Origin of the sequence: Psychrobacter pacificensis, assembly GCF_018336615.1 — a bacterium.
GTDB classification, from domain to species: Bacteria; Pseudomonadota; Gammaproteobacteria; order Pseudomonadales; family Moraxellaceae; genus Psychrobacter; species Psychrobacter pacificensis.
Genome location: NZ_CP048752.1, coordinates 2,466,723 through 2,487,540, shown reverse-complemented (window position 1 = coordinate 2,487,540; position 20,818 = coordinate 2,466,723). Strand labels below are relative to the sequence as shown.

At 43.1% G+C, this 20,818-nt stretch carries 16 protein-coding genes; 4 read left to right on the top strand and 12 right to left on the bottom strand.

The annotated features are described in order from the left end of the window. Positions 1-421 precede the first annotated feature (421 nt). Together GYK50_RS10540 and GYK50_RS10535 are read right to left on the bottom strand one after the other, a co-directional pair. Positions 422-979, bottom strand: coding sequence for a protein disulfide oxidoreductase (locus GYK50_RS10540; protein ID WP_186475093.1), 558 nt, complete (start codon positions 977-979; stop codon positions 422-424). 107 nt (positions 980-1,086) lie between these two features. Continuing rightward, positions 1,087-2,724: a carbon-nitrogen hydrolase family protein gene (locus GYK50_RS10535; RefSeq protein WP_212563887.1), complete on the bottom strand. Its 1,638-nt coding sequence runs from the start codon at positions 2,722-2,724 to the stop codon at positions 1,087-1,089. 534 nt (positions 2,725-3,258) lie between these two features. Between GYK50_RS10535 and GYK50_RS10530 the strand changes: the two genes are divergently transcribed. Further along, on the top strand, positions 3,259-3,888 hold the full coding sequence (locus tag GYK50_RS10530) for a BLUF domain-containing protein (RefSeq protein ID WP_212563886.1): 630 nt from the start codon (positions 3,259-3,261) through the stop codon (positions 3,886-3,888). 97 nt (positions 3,889-3,985) lie between these two features. Here the strand turns inward: GYK50_RS10530 and GYK50_RS10525 are convergent, their stop codons facing one another. Continuing rightward, entirely contained in the window at positions 3,986-5,428 is a 1,443-nt protein-coding gene (locus GYK50_RS10525) for an FAD-binding oxidoreductase (protein ID WP_212563885.1), read from the bottom strand. A 335-nt stretch (positions 5,429-5,763) separates the two neighbouring features. Between GYK50_RS10525 and serA the strand changes: the two genes are divergently transcribed. Next, positions 5,764-6,990, top strand: coding sequence for a phosphoglycerate dehydrogenase (gene serA, locus GYK50_RS10520; protein WP_071002270.1), 1,227 nt, complete (start codon positions 5,764-5,766; stop codon positions 6,988-6,990). Positions 6,991-7,134: 144 nt separating this feature from the next. On the opposite strand, the gene trhO is transcribed toward serA, so the two are convergent. The 5 genes from trhO to metX all read right to left on the bottom strand — a co-directional run bounded on the left by trhO (position 7,135) and on the right by metX (position 12,829). Beyond that, positions 7,135-8,208, bottom strand: a complete 1,074-nt coding sequence (trhO, locus tag GYK50_RS10515) for an oxygen-dependent tRNA uridine(34) hydroxylase TrhO (protein WP_212563884.1) — start codon at positions 8,206-8,208, stop codon at positions 7,135-7,137. 165 nt (positions 8,209-8,373) lie between these two features. After that, on the bottom strand, positions 8,374-9,711 hold the full coding sequence (locus GYK50_RS10510; protein WP_212563883.1) for an AbiH family protein: 1,338 nt from the start codon (positions 9,709-9,711) through the stop codon (positions 8,374-8,376). A gap of 169 nt (positions 9,712-9,880) precedes the next feature. Next, positions 9,881-10,462: a tetratricopeptide repeat protein gene (locus GYK50_RS10505; protein ID WP_058025769.1), complete on the bottom strand. Its 582-nt coding sequence runs from the start codon at positions 10,460-10,462 to the stop codon at positions 9,881-9,883. Between the two features lie 400 nt (positions 10,463-10,862). Further along, a complete protein-coding gene (metW, locus tag GYK50_RS10500; protein WP_212563882.1) occupies positions 10,863-11,480 on the bottom strand; it encodes a methionine biosynthesis protein MetW in 618 nt (205 codons plus the stop codon). Beyond that, complete coding sequence (gene metX / locus GYK50_RS10495; RefSeq protein ID WP_420070490.1) at positions 11,477-12,829, bottom strand: homoserine O-acetyltransferase MetX; 1,353 nt, start codon at positions 12,827-12,829, stop codon at positions 11,477-11,479. The genes metW and metX overlap by 4 nt, the downstream gene beginning before the upstream one ends. A gap of 443 nt (positions 12,830-13,272) precedes the next feature. On the opposite strand from metX, the gene hemH reads away from it, so the two are divergent. Continuing rightward, on the top strand, positions 13,273-14,292 hold the full coding sequence (gene hemH / locus GYK50_RS10490) for a ferrochelatase (RefSeq protein ID WP_212563880.1): 1,020 nt from the start codon (positions 13,273-13,275) through the stop codon (positions 14,290-14,292). Positions 14,293-14,407: 115 nt separating this feature from the next. On the opposite strand, the gene GYK50_RS10485 is transcribed toward hemH, so the two are convergent. The 4 genes from GYK50_RS10485 to GYK50_RS10470 form a co-directional block, all read right to left on the bottom strand. Next, positions 14,408-14,758 (bottom strand): hypothetical protein, encoded by a 351-nt coding sequence (locus tag GYK50_RS10485; RefSeq protein ID WP_212563879.1) that lies wholly within the window; start codon positions 14,756-14,758, stop codon positions 14,408-14,410. A gap of 545 nt (positions 14,759-15,303) precedes the next feature. After that, complete coding sequence (locus GYK50_RS10480) at positions 15,304-15,765, bottom strand: hypothetical protein (protein ID WP_340050346.1); 462 nt, start codon at positions 15,763-15,765, stop codon at positions 15,304-15,306. 340 nt (positions 15,766-16,105) lie between these two features. Next, complete coding sequence (gene polA, locus GYK50_RS10475) at positions 16,106-19,084, bottom strand: DNA polymerase I (RefSeq protein ID WP_212563877.1); 2,979 nt, start codon at positions 19,082-19,084, stop codon at positions 16,106-16,108. Between the two features lie 223 nt (positions 19,085-19,307). Beyond that, positions 19,308-19,721, bottom strand: coding sequence for an organic hydroperoxide resistance protein (locus GYK50_RS10470; RefSeq protein WP_071002265.1), 414 nt, complete (start codon positions 19,719-19,721; stop codon positions 19,308-19,310). Between the two features lie 194 nt (positions 19,722-19,915). Between GYK50_RS10470 and GYK50_RS10465 the strand changes: the two genes are divergently transcribed. Next, a complete protein-coding gene (locus tag GYK50_RS10465; RefSeq protein ID WP_212563876.1) occupies positions 19,916-20,818 on the top strand; it encodes a hypothetical protein in 903 nt (300 codons plus the stop codon).

Sequence of the window (20,818 nt, the reverse complement as noted above, 5' to 3'; positions counted from 1 at the left end):
TGTCGGTTAAAACCGGCTACAAGGCTCGATGTTCAACGTATTTCAATATAGTGCTGAGGTTAATGCTGTGTCGATAATACTTAATTACTAATAATAGTAGGTATATTGCTCATCATAGTCGGTTTATCAACCGTCATGTCAATAAATACCCATTGTTGCTCATTAGTCCACAAATAGTTACGTCAATAATAAATGGTAACGAGACGATTGCAACATAAAATATGCTAGTAAAAATAATTCAAAAAAATATTTAGATCGGCAGCTATTATATGACAAAAAGAGTAGGGTAAAAAGAGCTGAGCAATTGCATCCTCATTTTGATCAATATCAACTGTTTATCTACGTTGCATGTCGTTGATGAAAGTATAACGATGACCTCTTCGCAAGATAATTTATTAAAAAATAAAGTCAGGTTCAGCCGCTAAAAAACCGATGCTAACCATAAGCGCAGTTTTAACGACCATAGTGGCTGAATACCTGTTAGCCCTTGTGTCATCTTGCCATTCTCTAATACCACATAGGATGGTGTGACTTGTCCTTGCCAATCCGCAAAGATATCACCTTCTTGGTCATTTATCGCGGTGAAGTCAAACTGATGCTGATCGAGGTAGCTGCGTAGCTCTTGATTTGAGCCTGACTGCACAGCGATAGTGATGACAGCATGATCGTTTGTCGCTGCTAGCCTATTTATCGTTGGCGATGTGACGCTACAGACCGAGCACCATGTCCCCCAAAAATATATCAGTGTTGGCTGCTGGCGACTCAGCTCGGCCAAATCCACCGGTTGCCCTTGATAGTCCATTAATTGCAATTGCGAATCGGCTGGCATGACAGGCTGTCGCCACCAGTTGACCACACTATAAATCACCAAAAATATCACCCCATAGAGCAGTGCTGTCTTAAGCACAGACAGGATGCGCTGTTTGGGTGTTTTTTTCGGTTTTTCGAGGGTTTTGTCGATGCCAATATCAGTCGTCATAGGGGCTGCTTTTATACTTTTATGTGTTGATAGATAAAAATAAACGGCTGATGATGCAGCCGTTTATTGGATTAAAAAGTCAGTGGGGAGTTATAGCAGATACGTTATTATGGCTTTTGCGCACGATTCTGCAATGGATCACCAGTAAGCACACTGCCTGAGTTTTCGCGGCGTTCTTCGTCACTTAATTTGCTTGCAGAAACTTTAGATTTACGTTTCCATTTTAAACTAAATAAGTCATCACGGCGGTCGATCAGGTTGTGCACTGAGCCTTCGTGACGCACGTGGGTAAGCTTATCTAAGTTGACATCAGAGAAGAAAATCATCTCGGTATTGGGCGTGGTCTCTGCCATGATGGCATCATGTGGGAATGCAAAATCTGACGGTGAGAAGATAGACGACTGTGCGTACTGAATATCCAAGCTTTCGACTTGTGGCAAGTTACCTACCGAGCCGCAGATCATGACATAGCATTCGTTTTCAATGGCACGTGCTTGAGCACAATGGCGTACACGCAAATAGCCGTTTTTGGTATCTGTCCAGAAAGGCACGAACAAAATATCCATATCATCAAGTGCTAACAGGCGTGCAAGTTCAGGGAACTCAACGTCATAGCAGACCAAAATACCAATACGCCCCGCATCGGTGTCAAAGACCTGTACTTTATCGCCACCTTCAATGACCCACGCGCTACGCTCATGCGGGGTGATATGAATTTTGCGTTGCTCTTCAACCGTACCATCACGGCGACACAGATAGCTGACATTGTACAAGGTATCGTCTTCGTCTAATAAAGGCATAGAGCCTGTAATGACATTGACGTTGTAACTGACGGCCAAATGCGAGATTTCATTTTTAAACCATTCGGTGTAATCGGCCAAAAAGCGAATGGCGATGTTTTGGTCAGTAGACTCGCACAAGCCCATCAGCGGCGCGTTAAAGAACTCAGGTAGACAAGCAAAGTCAGAGTTATAATCGGCCATCACATCGACAAAGAACTCAACTTGTTGTAGTAGCTCTTCAGGTGACTCGACCTCACGCATCTGCCACTGAATACCACCGATACGCACCTCAGATTTGCGCGTGTTGGGCTTATAGTCTTTTGGCTCATAATAGATATTTGACCACTCAAGCAAGGTGGCAAAGCCTTTAGATTGTTTGTCATCTGGTAGGTAAGCGGTCAAGATACGCTTGACGATAAACCCGTTTGACAACTGAAAAGACAATGCAGGGTCGTGAATTTCGCGGCTCTCAACAGCGTCAATATATTCGCCTGGGCTTAAGTCTTGGTGGTTATGGTAGTTAGGAATGCGGCCACCCGCCAAAATCGCGCGGAAGTTGAGCTGACGGCACAGCTCTTTTCGAGCATCATAAAGGCGACGACCGAGACGATAGCCACGATATTCAGGGTCGATCAATGCGTCTAGACCATAGATGGCATCGCCTTCAGGATTGTCTCTAATGATTTCTTTTTGCCCGATCAAATCATCATAGGTATGCGGGTTAGAAAATTTGGCATAATCAACACGCATGGACAGTACAATACCAATTAATTGATCATGGTCAAACAGCGCAATCTGCCCTTCAGGAAAGGCGTCTATGAGCGTATGAATGGTGTTTTTTGACCACGCGCCGCCTAGGTTGACGTAGACACGATCCATCAAGGCTTTTAACTGGGGGTAGTCTTTTTTCTTGATCTCAGCGATCGTGAGATGAAAGTCATCTGTTTTTTCGATTTTACTCATGATATTCCTATATTAAATCTCTACTAAATTTGAGTATGCGTAATGCAATGATCCTAAGCACTCGATTTTGTCAATTTTTATGAAAAAAAACCAATAAGAATATTCCAGTAGTCAGATATAGCCTTTACAATAATTATTACCCTATTTACAATGGGTTATAGCAATATTTTATGCCATGTTACTCAGTGTATTTGAGGTTTATTATGACTGATATAGAGGAATAAACCTTAGTAATCATTGCCTGCCGTATCACTTGGTTTTTTATTGGATTGTTAATAACGAAATACAGGGTTGTCCAATGCCTTTACAACGGCGACTGTTTTGCTATTTATTATCTAAATATAAAATCTAAGTAATATCTATCAGTATCATTCATTTTGCTTGCTATGATAGCAAGCTATATAAGTAATAATAGTCTCACGTAGTAATTATTTGCTACGTTTTTGTGAGTCTGCAGCTTTATCTACTTCAGGCATAGTATCGTCTTGCTTGTTTCATTTGGCCGGCGTTATCGGCTTTTAGGATTATTTTATTATGCCCTTAACTCGTAGTAATAGAATCAAGCAATGGGATGCAATACAAGAATCAGTACTGGTTCAATTGGTCTATGTCAGTACGCTAACGCTCAGTTCACGCCTAAATACCTCTATATTTGAGGATATAGAGGCCCATGCTCGCGATTATAATGAGCAGCATGGTATTACTGGTACATTATGTTATGGCAATGGTCAGTTTTTGCAGTGCATCGAAGGCGAAAAAAGACATGTCTTTGCGCTACAAGAACGTATCTTTGCTGATAGTCGTCACAAAAATATCGAAGTGCTTTTACTACAAGAGATTAATCATCGCAGCTTCTCAGACTGGCGCATGCGTCTGCTGTTTTTGGAGCGCTGGCTATGGTCGCCTGCCACCAAAGAGCAAGCTGCGCAGCTTTCACCATTTCTACCATTTGCGCCGCACGGTTGGTCACCTGATCGTACTGAGCAATTTTTGCAAATTATCAAAAATTTCGATACCCAGCCACATATCAAGGCAGCGGGCATTACTTACAATGCGCTAGGCAATATGTTCCGCCATATGGCGGCACCGCATCAAGCCTTTTTGATTGTCCAAGGGTTTCTTAGTATCTTGCTGGTAGTGGGGTTGATGTTGCTATACTGGTAAACCATGTACCTTTACAAACGATGATCTGATGAATAAAAAAAGACGCTAGCCTATGGGTTAGCGTCTTTTTTTTTGAGATAAATCGTTGGCCTACCAATCACATATCAAAAATCTTACCACGATTCATAATATTATTAGGGTCAAAAACTTTCTTGACCTCTCGCAAATAATCAATCTCCGTCTCGCTGCGGCTGTATTGCAGATACGGCTTCTTCGTCATACCCACCCCATGCTCAGCAGAGACCGACCCGCCATATTTTTGTACCGTCTCAAACACGTATTTATTGACAATTTGACACTCGGCAAAGAAATCATCCTTACTCATGTTCTCAGGCTTTAAGATATTCAAATGCAAATTACCATCACCGATATGACCAAACCAGCACACCTCAAAGTCAGGATAATTGCTACTGACAATCGCATCAATCTCAGCGATAAACTCCGGTACATAGCTGATGAGTACCGACACGTCGTTCTTATAAGGGGTAAAGGCTGAGATCGTCTCTGAGATGTACTCGCGCAGCTTCCACAGCTCAGCCGCCTGACTAAGACTTTGGCTCATCACCCCATCAACCACCCAGCCCTCTTCCATGCACTGCTCAAAGATGGCCATGGCTTTTTCCATGATTGGCTCATAGGGGGCTTCAAACTCTAATAAGGTATAAAACTTGGTACGTGATTCAAACGGCTCTTGTACTTGACCATGTGCCATGAGCTTATCAACCGCTACATCATCAAAGAATTCAAAGGCAGTCAAATCAATCTGGGCTTGAAAGGCAGAGAGCACATTCATGACGTCACTAAAGCTGTCCATACCCAGAACCATGACATTGAGGTCTTGTGGCTGACGCTCAAGTTTGATTTGCGCGTGAGTGACAAGACCAAGGGTTCCCTCAGCACCGATAAACAGTTGACGCAAGTCGTAACCCGTGGCGTTTTTGACCATACCGCGGTTGAGGTGCAAGATATCCCCTTTACCCGTAACGACCGTTAGTCCCATGATCCATTGACGGGTCATGCCATAGCGGATGACTTTGATGCCGCCCGCATTGGTACCGATGTTACCACCCATTTGACTAGAGCCTGCTGAGGCAAAGTCGACAGGATAGTAGAGATCTTTTGATTCGGCGAACTGTTGTAGCTGTTCGGTGACAACGCCTGCTTCAATCTCGACCATGCGGTCCGCTGGATAGAACTGTCCAATCTGGTTCATTTTATCCATGCTGACGACGATCTCGCCATTGGCAGCAACCGCGCCTGCTGAGAGTCCGGTACGACCACCACTAGGGGTAAGGACGACGTTATGCTCATTAGCCAGTAGGATGATGGCTTGGACTTGTTCGGTGGTCTTTGGGAAGACGATGGCGGCGGCGGCGGGGGCGAAGTGTTTGGTCCAGTCTTTGCCCCAGTGCTCTAAGCTCTCAGCGTCGGTCTTTATTTGGCTGAGGTCAAATTGATGAGTGTCAGTCAGCGTGCTTAGGATCGTTTGCACAGCGTTGGTATGGGCTTGGGAGGTGGACTGTTCGGTAGTTAGCGTCATGGTCAAATCTCAATATTAGCGTAAGCACGATGTTGGGACTGTTTATTATATAGCGAAATGACTATAAATTCAGTGAGGAGTCGGCTCGTGATGGCAATAAGTGGGTGATAGTTTCTAAATAAAAAATGAGACAAATAATAAAAAGTGGTTTGTTTGATTTCAAACCGAATGATTCACTATAGCATAAAAATTTTTCAGGCTTGATAATCAATAATTCATCTAATCTGCTAACATCGGCGTCAAATTTTGTGTAAGATATCTGGACTGTTTTCGTTTCATCCATCACAGATTATCCGACAGATAATCTTATAAAACAAATATAGGACAGTTCTCATATGGCGTTATCACTACAAAAAGACAAAATCCGGTTTTTATTGCTTGAAGGTCTACATGACAATGCCCTAAAAGTATTGGAGGGTGCTGGTTATCACAACATCGAGAATATCAGTCACGCGTTAGACAAAGAAGAGCTGATCGAAAAGATCAAAGATGCTCACTTTATCGGTATTCGTTCGCGTACTCAATTGACGCGCGATGTACTTGAGCATGCAAACAAACTTATCGGCATTGGGTGCTTTTGTATTGGTACCAACCAAGTCGATCTAGATGCCGCTCGTGACTTAGGTATTCCTGTCTTTAACGCGCCATTCTCGAACACCCGTTCGGTAGCTGAGCTGGTATTGGCTGAAGCGATTATGCTGTATCGCGGTATCCCTGAAAAGAACGCAACCGTACATCGCGGCGGCTGGGGTAAGTCTGCGACTAACTCACATGAAGTGCGCGGCAAGACTATCGGTATCGTCGGTTATGGTTCTATCGGCTCGCAGTTGTCTGTGCTCGCAGAAAGCTTTGGTATGAAAGTCATCTATCATGATGCTGTGACCAAATTGCCACTAGGTAATGCGGTACAAGTTGGTAGCCTAGAAGAGTTACTATCAATGGCTGATATCGTGACATTGCATGTGCCTGATGTGCCAAGCACGCGCTATATGATGAAAGCTGAGCAGTTCGCTCAGATGAAAGAAGGCAGCTACTTTATCAATGCGGCTCGCGGTACGTGTGTTGAGATTGATGATCTGGCGGATGCGCTTGAGTCTGGTAAAATTTTGGGCGCGGCTATCGATGTGTTCCCAAAAGAGCCAAAATCAGCTGACGAAGAGTTTGAATCACCACTACGTAAGTTTGATAATGTGATTTTGACGCCGCATATCGGTGGGTCAACACAAGAAGCGCAAGCTAATATCGGCCTTGAAGTCGCTGATAAGTTTGTTAGATACTCTGACCAAGGTGATACGGCGACGGCGGTGAACTTCCCAGAAGTTTCTATTCCGTTCAAAGAAAACTCGCATCGTCTGCTACACATTCATAGAAACGTGCCAGGCGTACTGTCTCAGATCAACCGTCTGTTTGCTGAAGCAGGTATCAACATCCTAGCACAGAGCCTGATGACAGAAGGCGATGTCGGTTATCTAGTCATGGACGTTGACTACAACGATTCGACTGCTGCACTCGATCAATTAAAAGATGTAGAAGAGACTATCCGCGTACGTATCTTATTCTAATATAGTCAATCTGCTTTTAAATTGGATTAACTATATCAGTGCTAATAGTTTTGATACGCATTGAAGATTTATCACAAAAAAAGAGAGGCTCTATTGATTAGAGCCTCTCTTTTTTACTTCTGTTTTATTGTACTAATGCTAGGTTTAATTGGCTTTAGCGTTGTTTACCGCTTCTGCTTGCAGACGCGCTTCAATCTTGGCCGCTTTGCGTTTTTCTATGACATCCATCACGTCACTACCGATATGGGCTTCACCGCGTTTTTTGGCCAGTTGCATTTGGTGCTCGCGCTCACGGAAACGCGCTTTTTGCTCATCTGTGGCTTTGTCAATACAATGCGGGCATGACTCGCCTTTGATATAGGCTGGGCTCTGCATGTCATCGCTAGTGATGGGCATACGGCAGGCAAAACACTGCTCATAATTACCTTTTTTTAAGTTGTGATTGACCGATACACGGTTGTCAAAGACAAAGCAATCACCTTGCCACATAGAGTCACTGGCTGGGATTTCTTCTAGGTATTTTAGGATACCACCTTCTAAATGGTAGACCTCTTCAAACCCTTGCTCTCGCAAATAGGCAGTTGACTTCTCGCAGCGGATACCACCTGTACAAAACATGGCCACTTTTTTATGCTTGGCTGGATCGAGCTCTTTTGATACGTATTCTGGAAACTCGCGGAAGGTTTCAGTGTTTGGATTGACGGCATTTTGGAACGTACCGATTTGCACTTCATAATCGTTACGTGTATCGATGAGAGTCACTTCAGGATCTGAGATCAGTGCATTCCATTCGCTAGGCTTTACATAGCGACCGACCGATTGTAGTGGGTCGATGTTTTCTACGCCCATGGTGACGATTTCTTTTTTGAGCTTTACCTTAGTGCGATAAAACGGCTGCGCATCGGTATAAGACTCTTTGAAAGTAAACGTACCAATCGCTTCGATATTGCGCAGATAGTCAAGGATGGTATCGATACCCTGACGCGTACCAGAAATCGTACCGTTAATGCCTTCGCTTGCCAGCAATAAAGTGCCTTTGACATCGTTATCTAGCATGGTATTCAAAATCGGCTCGCGATACTGCTCAAAGTCAGTAAAGCGTGTGAATTTATAAAGTGCGGCAACAACGATATTGTTAGTGAGGCTATCGTAGGCGGGGGCTGATTGATTGTCAGTTACCACGGTTTCTTTGATATTACTATCTTGAGTGGTGCTCATGTGTTTCTCCTGCTGGCTAGGTCGCAAACCTAGTGCGTTGGGTTTAAAGTATCTTTTCAATTTAAAGCATTAACAAAATTGTGGGATTGATGAATGCGCGCGTAGTGTAGCAAATTTTAGTAGCGGTTTAAAACTTAAAAATACAAAAGTATCAGTGTTATATATTTAAGCAAAGGCTATGTTGCGAGTTTCCTCTGGTTTAATCACGGTTTTGGAAAATTTGCTGGTACTGTTATCAATATAACTATCATCAAAATTAAGCTTTTGTATATCAGGTGTTTCAATAAACTCCAACCATTTATTTTTCATCCAATTCTCGACAGTATCTTTACCGAGAATTGCTATCAGGTTCGACAGTTGGGCGTGTGGTTGTGAGTAGTAATAAACGATGACTCTTAATGAATATTTTTGGTCTTGATTAAATGAAAAGATTTCATGAATATAATCGCTATCGGAAGAGTCTAAAGAGTGTCCCCAAATATAAATTTCAATAGGATGGTACTTTGTAAGACTTGGACTTTTCAACTTATTCTCTATCGCTACGATAGGAGATTTTGGTCTAAGAAATTGATAATCAGTATTGTTTACGAGTTTTTGATAATATTTGACAAAGCCGTAAGCTTTATTATCTATAAGTACTTGGTTTTGAAGTTCTGAAATACCTAAAACGATTTTATTGTTATTAGCCTTCCCATGTATAAAGCTGATATTAGAGTGATTGTATAAGCGATCGATAGTAGATGAATAGTTAAAGCTATAAATAGCATCCAAATCTTTTTCAAAGACTTCGGGCTTCTTTAAAGAATTTTTTATTTCTAGTCTATCAATAAAGGCAATATATTGAGAGAATATCTTAATAAAACACATTAAATCTTCCTCTAAGTGCTTTAACAAGCAAGAAGAACATATATTTACAGGTTGTCCTGAATAGTACTTTACAAAAGATTTATTAAAAATCATATGATTTCCATATTGTGTAAACCCTCTCTGCGCCACAGAAAAACTTTTAAGAAACTCATCGATGAAAGGGTATTTTCTAATAGTGTTTTTGTCGAATATTTTTTCATGCAGAGCTAAGGTATTGTGGCCCCTTGGTATATACAGATATTCTGCGTCATTTTCTAACTCACCTATAATATGACAGATAGCATCTAATGCTATTTCCATCTCATTTTCAAAGTCTATCCATGTATCGATACCACTATCAATATAGCTTTTAAAATATTGAAACCAACCATTTTTCTTCAAGTTATATTGAAGATCTTTAACTTCTTCTAGCAGTAAGGTAGCTTCTTCAGTTTTATAAAGCTTAGCAGTATTATCAAAAAAGTAATTTTCACTATTTATCAAATCCGTATACAAAGACTCAAAGGTCATTGATACACCTTTATTATAATTTTCCACATTACGCATTGCATGCATGAAGTGGTCATACTTTGTGGGAAGAAAATGAGCTAAATCAAACCCATTACCTAACATTAGAATTTTTCTTGTTCCACTCACAATATTGCCCTTATTATTGATATGGTTTCAAAATCATTGTTCTGATAATACCAAGTTTTAATATACTAAATTGTCTTTTATCGAAATATTAACTATTTTCTCTAGACAAAAAAAAGCCCAGTAAAATACTGAGCTTTATTATATTCACTGCGTAAAAAAATATTAGAGTTTACTTACTCTGGAACCAGCGATCCGCTTGGTTGCGTGCATTGGCGATGTCTGAGCTTGATAAGTTCAATGCCAACTGTCCAATCTTGCCGCGCGCTTTGTTACGGACTTTTTCGTCGAGCATGCCATCACGGGCAGCCAAGTCATACCATTTATAGGCATCTACCAGATTTTTTTGTTTTTCATCTAACAATGCAAGTGTATAGCTGGCACGGTTGTCGCCACGCATCGCGGCTTTCTCTAGCCAAAGACGCGCTTGCTGCAAGTTAGGTTGTACGCCTTCACCGCGTAAATACATGATAGCAAGGTTTAACTGAGCAGGAGCAACGCCTTGCTGAGCGGCTTTGGTGTACCACTGGATAGCTTGCTGGGTGTTTTGAGCAATACCTTCGCCTTTTTGCAAGCGCTTGGCTAGATAAAACTGAGCATGATCGTTACCTTGGGCAGCACGACTAGACAGCTCGCTCACAGGCATCAGCTCAAAGCGTGAAGTATCAAGCGGTACGTTTGATATTAACTCAGCATTGGCCAAACCAGCACAAGAAAATAAGGCAGTAAACAATGCGGCTTTTAATAATTTCATAGCAGCTCCAAAATTAGGCAGTTAATACGCAAGAAAATTGTACCGCTAAACATCGTCTCGCTAAAGACAGTTAGACGGCGATAACAATTAGGTGACATCTTGCGAGATGAATTACCTAATCATCAGCAATAGAGTTTTTAATTTTGTATCATCGATTTAACCCAACTAATTAGACAAACGGTCGTAATAGTGGGATAACTGACAACATTTTGCTAGCTTAACACCCAAACTTACGAAACTCAAATACTAATTACAAGATTTAATAGCTGCTTGTACCTGATTGTCCTCAGTAAAATCATAGAGTTACTATAAGACAATCATTAGTTAACAATTTGCTAAGATAAAAGGTTCAGCAATAACGGTCATTTTATCCTTTTGAGCAAAAATTAAATATCTGACATTACTTCGTTTTTTTCTTTGTCACTCGATAGATAGCGACATCTGCGAGTAGATTGGGTGCCTGTCTAATTAATGCCGTCATCAGTGGGGAATGACCTTTATCAGAGTCGCTTACCGCAAAGCGATTAACGATATGAATATCATGCTGCGCACACAGTTGCTCAAAGTCTTTAAACGTACATAGATGAATATTGGGGGTGTTGTACCATTCATAAGGCAGTGCCTCAGACACCGGCATCATCCCTTTAAGCCCTAAATGAAGACGGTTTTGCCAATGGGCAAAGTTAGGGAATGTGATGATCGCCTCTCGGGCGACGCGTAGCATATCGAGCAGCAGCACATCAGGCGCTTTTACCGCTTGTAGCGCGCGTGCCATGACCACGGTATCAAAGCTGTTATCGGCAAAGCGTGCCAAGCCATCGTTTAGGTCTTGCTCAACAATCGATAAGCCGTTGCCAATGGCTTCGTTGATTTTGTCTTTATCAATTTCAAGCCCGTATCCAGTGACGCCTAACTTCTGCTGTAAGTGCGCGAGCAGCTCGCCATTACCGCAGCCCAAATCAAGTACATGTGCTTGCGGTGCGATCCAGCGCTCTGCCAGTTGGTGATCCATTCTCATGAGCGCTCTCCTGTGGCTGGGCGGCTAGGGGTAATAAATGGCGCTGTCAAAAATCCTCTAACAGCACCCATGTAGCGAGGAATATCAAATAAAAAAGAGTCATGGCCATGCGGCGCATCAATATTAATATAGCTAACAGGTTTGCCAGTAGCCATCAGCGCATCGACAATTTCTTGCGAGCGTTCTGGGGCAAAGCGCCAATCGGTGGTGAATGACACAATCAAGTACTGGCATTGCGTATGGGCGAATGCCGCTTTGAGCGCAGAAAGCTCTTGCTGTCGATCAGACTCAATGTCTTCAATCGTCGCTACCGCATCTTCTAACTCGTTCTGCGCATTGGCTTTGCTAGACTCGACTGACGCCGCGATAGAATTTTCTAATGGGACGGCCGACTCTGTATTGTCTTTTGCTACCGTTGATGAGTAGTCACGTGTCGGGTCGAAATAATCTAATGCCTTGGTCATAAGTAGATAGGTATTGGCATCAAAGTTTTCACTAAAGCGCTCACCTTGATAGCGCAGATAGCTCTCAACCTGAAACTCGACATCGTAGCCATACATGAACTTGCCCGATTTTAAATCACGACCAAACTTGGCTTTCATCGCGTCATCAGTCAAATAAGTGATATGACCAACCATCCGTGCCAATATCAGGCCGCGACGAGGGTAGGTACCAGCTTGTATGTAGCGTCCATCCTTAAAATCAGGATCGGACAATATCGATTGGCGTGCGACTTCGTTAAAAGCAATATTTTGCGCAGATAGCTTCGGTGTACTCGCAATCACCACACAGCGTTTTAGCCTGTCTGGATAATCGACAGACCATTGCAGCGCTTGCATACCGCCCATCGAGCCGCCAACGATAGCATGCCATACGTCAATGCCCAGACGATCTGAGAGCATGGCTTGGGTTTTTACCCAGTCTTTAATCGTGATGAGCGGAAAGTCAGGGCCATAGACTTGTGGCTCATTGCTGTTATTTGCAGTGCTATCGCTTGAATCGATACTGTCATCCGAACTAATGCTATGGGGATTAATAGTTGTAGGCCCTGTTGAGCCAAAACAGCTACCGATATTGTTGACGCACACCACATAAAAGCGATTGGTATCGATGGCTTTGTTCGGACCAATCATATTGTCCCACCAGCCCGCTTTTTTGTCATCAACGCTATGAAACCCTGCCGCGTGATGGTTGCCCGATAACGCGTGACAAATCAAAATCGCATTTGATTTATCGCTATTGAGCGTACCGTAAGTCTCTACCATCAAGTCAAACGAGGGCAGAGTACGGTTACATTCCAAGGTCAACGGCTCGGCAAAATGGAATTTTTGTGGCGTAACCACACCCACAGATCCAGCAGCAGTATTGGCTGAGCTGTTTACGTGAGTTTGAGAATTAGGGGACTGGTCACTGGTATTATCAGAGCGTGCGTTCAAAGCTACCTCGCAAGACAACAATCATCAATAAAATAAAAGTAAAATGGCAAAATTTTAATGGGCTACTTTACTTACACCATTTTTATAAACTGGGCTTGCCTATTGTAGGGTGATGCGCGTAGGAGTACAACCGCCGAGCAGGTCTTTTAAACGCCGTTTTATCGCGTTAAATAATAAAGGGTAAATGATAGAAGGCTGGCGACTGCGTAGCAAATTGTACAAGTGCGCTTTTGCCATGCGTGATTCATGGATAAAATGCTACACTAATGCGGTGTTTGCACAAAGGTGTATGAGCAATCTGGTACCTTTATGATGACACGACTTCTAATAACTTACTGCTGATAAATAGTGCTGCTATGAAACCTGAATTGCCTCCACGTATTGCTGTCCTGTTAGTCAACCTTGGTACGCCAGATGAGCCGACGGCACCTGCCGTAAGACGTTATCTCAAACAGTTTTTGTCAGATCCGCGAGTGATCGAGATTCCCAAGTTTTTGTGGGCCATCATCTTAAATCTGTTTGTCCTACCAAGCCGTCCTAAGCGTGTCGCAAAGGCTTACGCGAGCATTTGGGAAGGGGATTCACCGATTCGTAAGATATTAAAAAGCCAAGTGGAGCTATTAGAGCCGCGTCTGGCCAATAGCGTAGCGCCATTTCGCGTCTCTGTGCATCCTGCGATGAGCTATGGTAATCCTGGATTGCCTGATGTGATGGATGCACTGCGCGCAGAAGGCGTGGATCACTTTGTCATTCTGCCTTTGTTCCCGCAATACTCAGCCTCTTCAGGCGGTGCGGTATATGATGCGCTGACGAAGTGGACACTTAAGCAGCGTAACTTGCCAAACTATACCATTGTCAAAGACTACTTTGCCCATCCGCTATACATTCAGGCGCTAGCCAATTCTATCCGCCGTTTCCAAGAGAAACATGGCAAGCCTGAGAAGTTAATGTTTAGCTTTCACGGTATTCCGCAGCCTTATGCAGATAAAGGCGACCCGTATCCTAAGCGTTGCAAATGTACCGCTGCACAAGTGGCACATGCACTTGGTTTAAAAGACGATGAATGGATTATTAGTTTTCAGTCACGCTTTGGTAAGCAAGAGTGGGTAAAGCCGTATACTGATGTGGTATTAGAAGATTGGGGCAAATCTGGTGTGCGCTCAGTACAAGTGATTAGCCCTGCATTCTCAGCGGATTGTCTTGAGACGCTAGAGGAGTTGGCCATTGAAAACCGCGATAATTTTTTGGAGGCAGGTGGGCAAGAGTATCACTATATTCCTGCGCTAAACCTCGATGAGACACACATTGAATTGCTCGAATCGTTGAGCTTGCCTCTTGTAAAAGGCTGGGCTGGCACACTTGATGGATGGGTTTAATCGGCTGAAAATATCTATTACTGTTAGTTAAATGATAAGTCATAAAAAAGCACGCTTAACGATATTAAACGTGCTTTTTCGCTCTAAAGGGCTATATTAGCCGCGGTGCTAATTTCTAAAAATCATCGTCATTGCTGCGTTCTGCGGCATCTCTATCAGCAATATCCATTGTATCTGGATAATCATTATCATCAAGATTGTCTTGAACCAAAATCTCATCGACACGTGATTCATCAAGGTTTTGACGATGCATAGGTGTTAATCCTTGCGTAGCAGCACTACCGACTTCTGAATTATCAAACCCTGCACTATTATCAATCACATCATCATTGTCGATAGTGTGCAGCATCGGATTGTCTAAATCGACCAACTGATTGTTTTGGTTATTGGTGCTGTCATTATTGTCGCGGCGATTGCCATCGATATGATCCATCTCTTCTGGTAGTGGATTCTTTGTGTTTTCCATCAGTCATTCCTTGTTGTAATTATTAGCAGTAAAGTCATTGTAAGGGCTTATAAAAGCGCTGCTTATAGCGACATTGATAATCTGTCCATAAGTTTGTACGGTTATTGGGATTTTCACTAGTAGTAAGGTGTGACAGGATGTTCAAAAAATGTAAGGCGATTGCCAAAATGCAAAACGGCTACTCATATTGAGCAGCCGTGAGTTTTTATAAAATTGCTTAAAAGATCTTTGTTGCTATGTCATTAGGGCGTGTTGAACATTCGACCATGGCACTGACAGCGACTATTTTTTAGGCGATTCGATGTTAAAAATAATAAGTTTAGTCACTCTAAGCGCTTATTTTTAACGATGAAGCGGTAAAAAAGAGTCCTATCCCCTGCTTTTTATCGTTAGGGCTGATGCTAAAATTGCCCCATACTGCGTTACAAATCTCGCTAAGGCATCTGCATTATCGTCGCTTTGTGCCTTGTCTGGAACCATTTTAGCGATCAGCAGTGCCTATTTGCGAATGTTCAACACGCCCTAATAGTATCGTTACTATGATTTTAATTATCAGCGTGTTTGAGCTCATAGTTTAATTTCTGCACAAGACATGATTCATAATCAGCCAGCTTAAATCGCCATAAATACGTCAAGGCAATACCATAGATGACAGTCTCAGCCAACTCTTCGACAACTTCACCAAATGTAGGCGGGAACATAATGGCGTTCTCGCCCATATATTGAATGATTGCCAGCGCGGTAACGATGAGGTAGAGCGAGACCGGCACATTCTTTAATACTGCCCATAGGTAGTGCCTCGAATAAGCTAATAGGCCAAGCGCGACGAGATAGATAACGGTCAGCACACTGTCTTCCCACCAATCATAAGAGTGATTTAAAAACGAGAAATCGCTCGGAACCAACAAATCTGGTAGATAGTTTAGCTCGCGACGAATGACGGTAAAAAATACAAGTGCGGCTGCCAACCAAAAGGCCTGAATGTGTTTGATATGACTTTTTATCATGTACTGTGTGCAACGCAGTAAACAGACAAATAGCAAGATCATACCAGGAATTTCAATAATGCCATCTGAACTCAAAATAACTGGCTCCTGCGTATCAAAAAAATGTGTCAAAAACAAAAAAGTGAGCCCGTAGGCTCACTCTAAACCAAAAAACATCTAACGAAATATGCATAATCTACTATGACGCTATTATAACCCAATATGGTAATAATAACGTCATAGAATATAACCAAGTAGTCATAAGTGGTTGTTTATATAGATGATACAGTGGGTTTCAAAACCCATCATAACCCATAATATCTTTAAGCTCGCTAGCGTTCTAAGTTGACCAAATCAATGATTAATGCGCCTCATCCCAGTTTTGACCGCTATCAGTCTCAACCAGTAACGGTACAGCAAAGTCGACATGCCAGCCTTTATCTACGGCCGTAGTCGTCAAGACATCTTGCATGGCATCGGTAATCAATTGGCTAACCGCGTCTACCTTATCGGCATCCACTTCAAACACCAGTTCATCATGGACTTGCAGCAGCATTTTGGCTTGATCTTTTGGCAATACCTTATCAACGGCAATCATGGCAAGCTTAATCAAATCAGCGGCAGATCCCTGTAGCGGCGCGTTGATTGCGGCACGCTCAGCGCCTTGCTTGACCATACGATTGCCATGATTGATATCAGGGGTATAGAGTTTACGGCCTAATATCGTCTCGACATAGCCTTGCTCGTACGCGCTAGCACGGGTGTTGATCATATAGTTTTTGACACCCGGATAGCGCTCAAAGTACATATCGATATAGTCTTGCGCTTCACCGCGGCTCATCTGTAATTGCTTGGCAAGTCCAAAGGCACTCATCCCGTATAGCAGACCAAAGTTAATGGCTTTGGCATTACGACGTTCAGTTGAGGTAACGTCCGTAACGTCCTTGCCAAGCACTTCAGCAGCAGTCGCAGCATGAATATCTAACCCTTCGTTAAAAGCGTGCGTCAAGTTCTTATCACCTGAGAAATGCGCCATGAGACGAAGTTCGATTTGTGAATAATCCGCGGCCAAGATCACGCGACCTTCTGGGGCGATAAAGGCTTGGCGAATCAGGCGGCCCGTCGCAGTACGAATGGGAATATTTTGTAAGTTAGGATCAGTTGATGACAGACGGCCAGTACTGGTCAGTGCTTGATGGTAACTGGTATGCACGCGGTCGGTCTCAGCATCTGCAACATTATCGAGTGCATCGGTATAGGTGCTTTTTAGCTTAGACAGCCCGCGATACTCTAAGGTGATATCGACTAATGGGTGATCGATTTTTGATAGAACCGCTTCACCAGTCGAGTATTGACCAGATTTGGTTTTTTTGCCACCCGGCACGCCAAGCTTGTCAAACAGCATCTCACCAAGCTGCTTCGGTGATCCTAAGTTAAACTCTTCGCCAGCCACTTCATAAGCACGTTTTTCTAGCGCGATGATTTCTTCATCAAAGCGTTTTGATAGCTCGTTTAAGAAAGAGCGTTTGATGAGAATGCCGTTTGCTTCCATTTGGCAAAGTATCTCTGCCGTTGGAATCTCTAGCTCGTGTAGCAATTTGGCATTATTGGCATCGTTAGCCAACTCAACGCTGAACACGTCAAATAACTGATAAGTAATATCAGCGTCTTCACAAGCATAGTCACTCGCAATATCGATAGCCACTTGGTCAAAGGTGACTTGCTTCGCGCCTTTGCCTGCGACTTCCTCAAAGCCAATCGTCTGCGTTTGCAGATAATGGCGTGCTAAATCGTCCATACCGTGTCGAGTCGCTGCCGCATTGATAACGTAGCTTGCCAGCATGGTATCCATCGCCCAGTTATTTGGCTGCTCATGTATCGCACCGACTAGGTCGATATCATAGTGAGCAAGGATATGCGCATCGTACTTTAGATGCTGTCCGATTTTACCGATATTTGGATTCTCTAACACAGGCTTTAAGCGCGCCAGTACGGTATCGCGGTCGAGTTGTCTCGCTGTTAGCTCATCACCTTCTAAGCGGTGGGTGAGCGGGATATAATAGGCCTCGTGAGCTTGTACAGCAAAAGACAGCCCGACGATTTGCGCGTCACGCCAATGAACGCTGGTAGTTTCGGTATCGATAACAAAGTGCTGAGCTGCTTCTAATAATTCGACCAAGCTATCAAACGCAGGCTCGTCGAGCACAGTATGCCACGCTTTATCTTGATGGTTACTGCCCGTCATATTATCAATATGGGTCGATTGCAGCGATTTGGCAACTTGCGCTTGTGACTCAGCGTCTGCTTGGCTATCAGCGACACTTTGCGCGCCATTCGCAGGATGGTTTGGATGATCAAGAGATGCCAGCTCATTTCTAAATTCAAGCTCGGTATATAGGGCGCGAAGCTCCTCTATATGCGCACAAGGATCGGTGTTGATTTTGAGATCATTCCAATCTTGGCCGATTTCCAAATTGGTGACGATGGTAGCAAGCTTTCTGTTAAAAGGAATATCATCGGCGTGTTCGATCAAACCTTTTGCGCCGCGGCCTTTGATAAAGCCAATGTGCTTGAGCATGTTGTCGATGTCACCATACTCAACCAACAAGTCTTTGGCGGTCTTTTTACCGATACCTGGCACGCCTTTGATCCCATCAGAGCTGTCGCCCATGAGCGTTAAGAAATCAATCATTTGGTTTGGGTTAATACCAAACTTATCGATTACCGCTGGTGTATCCGTGACTTTACCAGTAAAGCTGTCTTCTAAGATGACGCAATCATTAACCAACTGCATCATGTCTTTATCACCCGTTGAGATGACCACATGGTGACCTTGCTCGACGGCTCGATGGGCAAGTGTACCGATGATATCATCGGCCTCTGCACCCTCAATACGTAATAGCGGAATACCCAAGGCGCTGACCAAACGATGAATATAAGGAATTTGCTCTACCAGCTCTATGTCGATAGGCGGACGAGCGGCCTTATAGTCAGGCGACATATGATGGCGAAAAGTCGGTGACTTGGTATCGAAGCAGACGGCCATATGAGTAGGGTGATAACGACGCATGAGTTTGAGCAGCGCATTCAAGGTACCGCGTATCGCATTGGTGATTAGACCCTGCGAGTTTTGCATGGTCTTTGGGAGGGCATGATAGGTGCGAAACAGATAATACGAGCCGTCGACTAAGATAAAGGGCGGCTGATCTTTGTCTACATGACTGGTATCCATCAGTGCCACATTTGGCATATCGTCAAAATTCGGTAAGGCTTTAGGATCGAGTGCTTGATGGGAGTTGTGGTCGTTATCGGCGGTATTGTCAGCTATATTATCAGTCATAAAAGTCACTTATCAGCTATTAGATAAAAATATGCTCTTATTATAACGATAAAAACAGTGCGTGCCGAACTGCTTAACCGTTACGAGATGTTCTGGCGGTTTTATTTTTTCACCAAAATTTCAAACAAAAAAAGAACCCAGACCAGCTGAGTTCTTCTATAATTAACGTATTTTTAATTAACTACTTTCTTAATTAATTGTTGATAATGAGTCTCATAATACGTTACTTTACTTCTGAGGTGACTTCAACATCGATGTTGCCGCGTGTGGCTTTAGAATATGGGCACACTTGGTGCGCTTTCTCGACTAACTGTTGAAACTCGTCAGCTGACAATTCTGTATTTTCACCAATGACATGAATTTTAGCAGCCAGTTTATAGTCATGGCCTTCGCCTTGAAGCAAATCTACTTCAATTGAAGTGGTTGAATCAAACTTTGCTTTTTCCATTTGCTTAACAGCTGCAAGGGCGCCATCAAAGCAGGCACTGTATCCCATGGCAAATAGTTGTTCTGGGTTATTGCCCTCTTTTCCAGAGCCTGGTGGTACCATGTTTATAGTCAGGTCATTGTCACTTAAGCTTGCTGAACCTGCACGGCCGCCAGTAACAGTCGCTTTGGTTGAATATAAAGTTTTCATAACACATCCTTTGTTTTGGTTTTTAGATTTTCGTGGTAAAGCCAAATAACCAACCTAGGATAACAAATCATTAAAACAGCTCAGTAAGTCGGTAGTAAATCTTTACGACAAGTTTGTAAATATGACTTTCGGAGCTATCTACAGTAGCAATACCTGCTGGTGATAAAAAATCTAAATCATAAGGACATTGTTCGATGAATAGAGTGGTTGCGATATCTGGTGTTTTCTTCTGGACAATGCTTGCGCTCATAGGCTGTGAAGAAGATAACGGCACTTATGGCAATAATAGTAATCGTATTACGGTAACAAGCTTTGCTAATAGCTATGACAGTAAGGCCAACGATACTGCTATTGCACGCATCGATGAGACCTATCGCACAGGCGCACGCGAGATCAAAACCACCAATCTCATTAACAGTTATAGCAACCAGAGTCTCAATGATTTAGACAGAACCATATTGGCAGATAATTTCGAAGGTCGACTCGAAAACAAAGACATCGAAGTCAATGGTCGCACGGTCAAGCGTCCTATTTATGAAAAAAACAGTAATAACAAACTGGACTATCAAACCACCTATCAAACACTGAACTTGTCTGGATTGAGTGCCAATAGTTATAGCGCGGGCACGAGTATTGAAGAGCGCCGCGGTATTCTCACCGATTTGAGTAATTATGCCAATATTCCATCTAATATTGCTTTCCCTGAAGGCTCCGTTTGTTACATTCCAGTCGTGACAAGCGAGCGCTCATTTTTGGCTTTCAATGACAAAAATAAGACAGGCTATTCGTCATTGGAGAAATGGATCGAAGCTGCTAAACAACGCTTTAGTGACGACAGAGATCATAGAACCTCTCAGTTTGGTGTTGGTATAGCAAATAAGCAAAAAGCGGCGCAAGTGATGTTCTTTGAATACAAAAATCAACCTGCCTATGAATATAGTGGTGTTGAATATGGGAAGGATATTTATGAGGCAAATTATGTTGCCAAAGGTAGCACCGATCCAAATATAGATAGCCGCTTTGGCGTGGTAGATTGTACGCTTGTCAATGAGGTCGCAGGAGACTTCTTAGCGGAGCAAATCAAGCGCTATTATTAA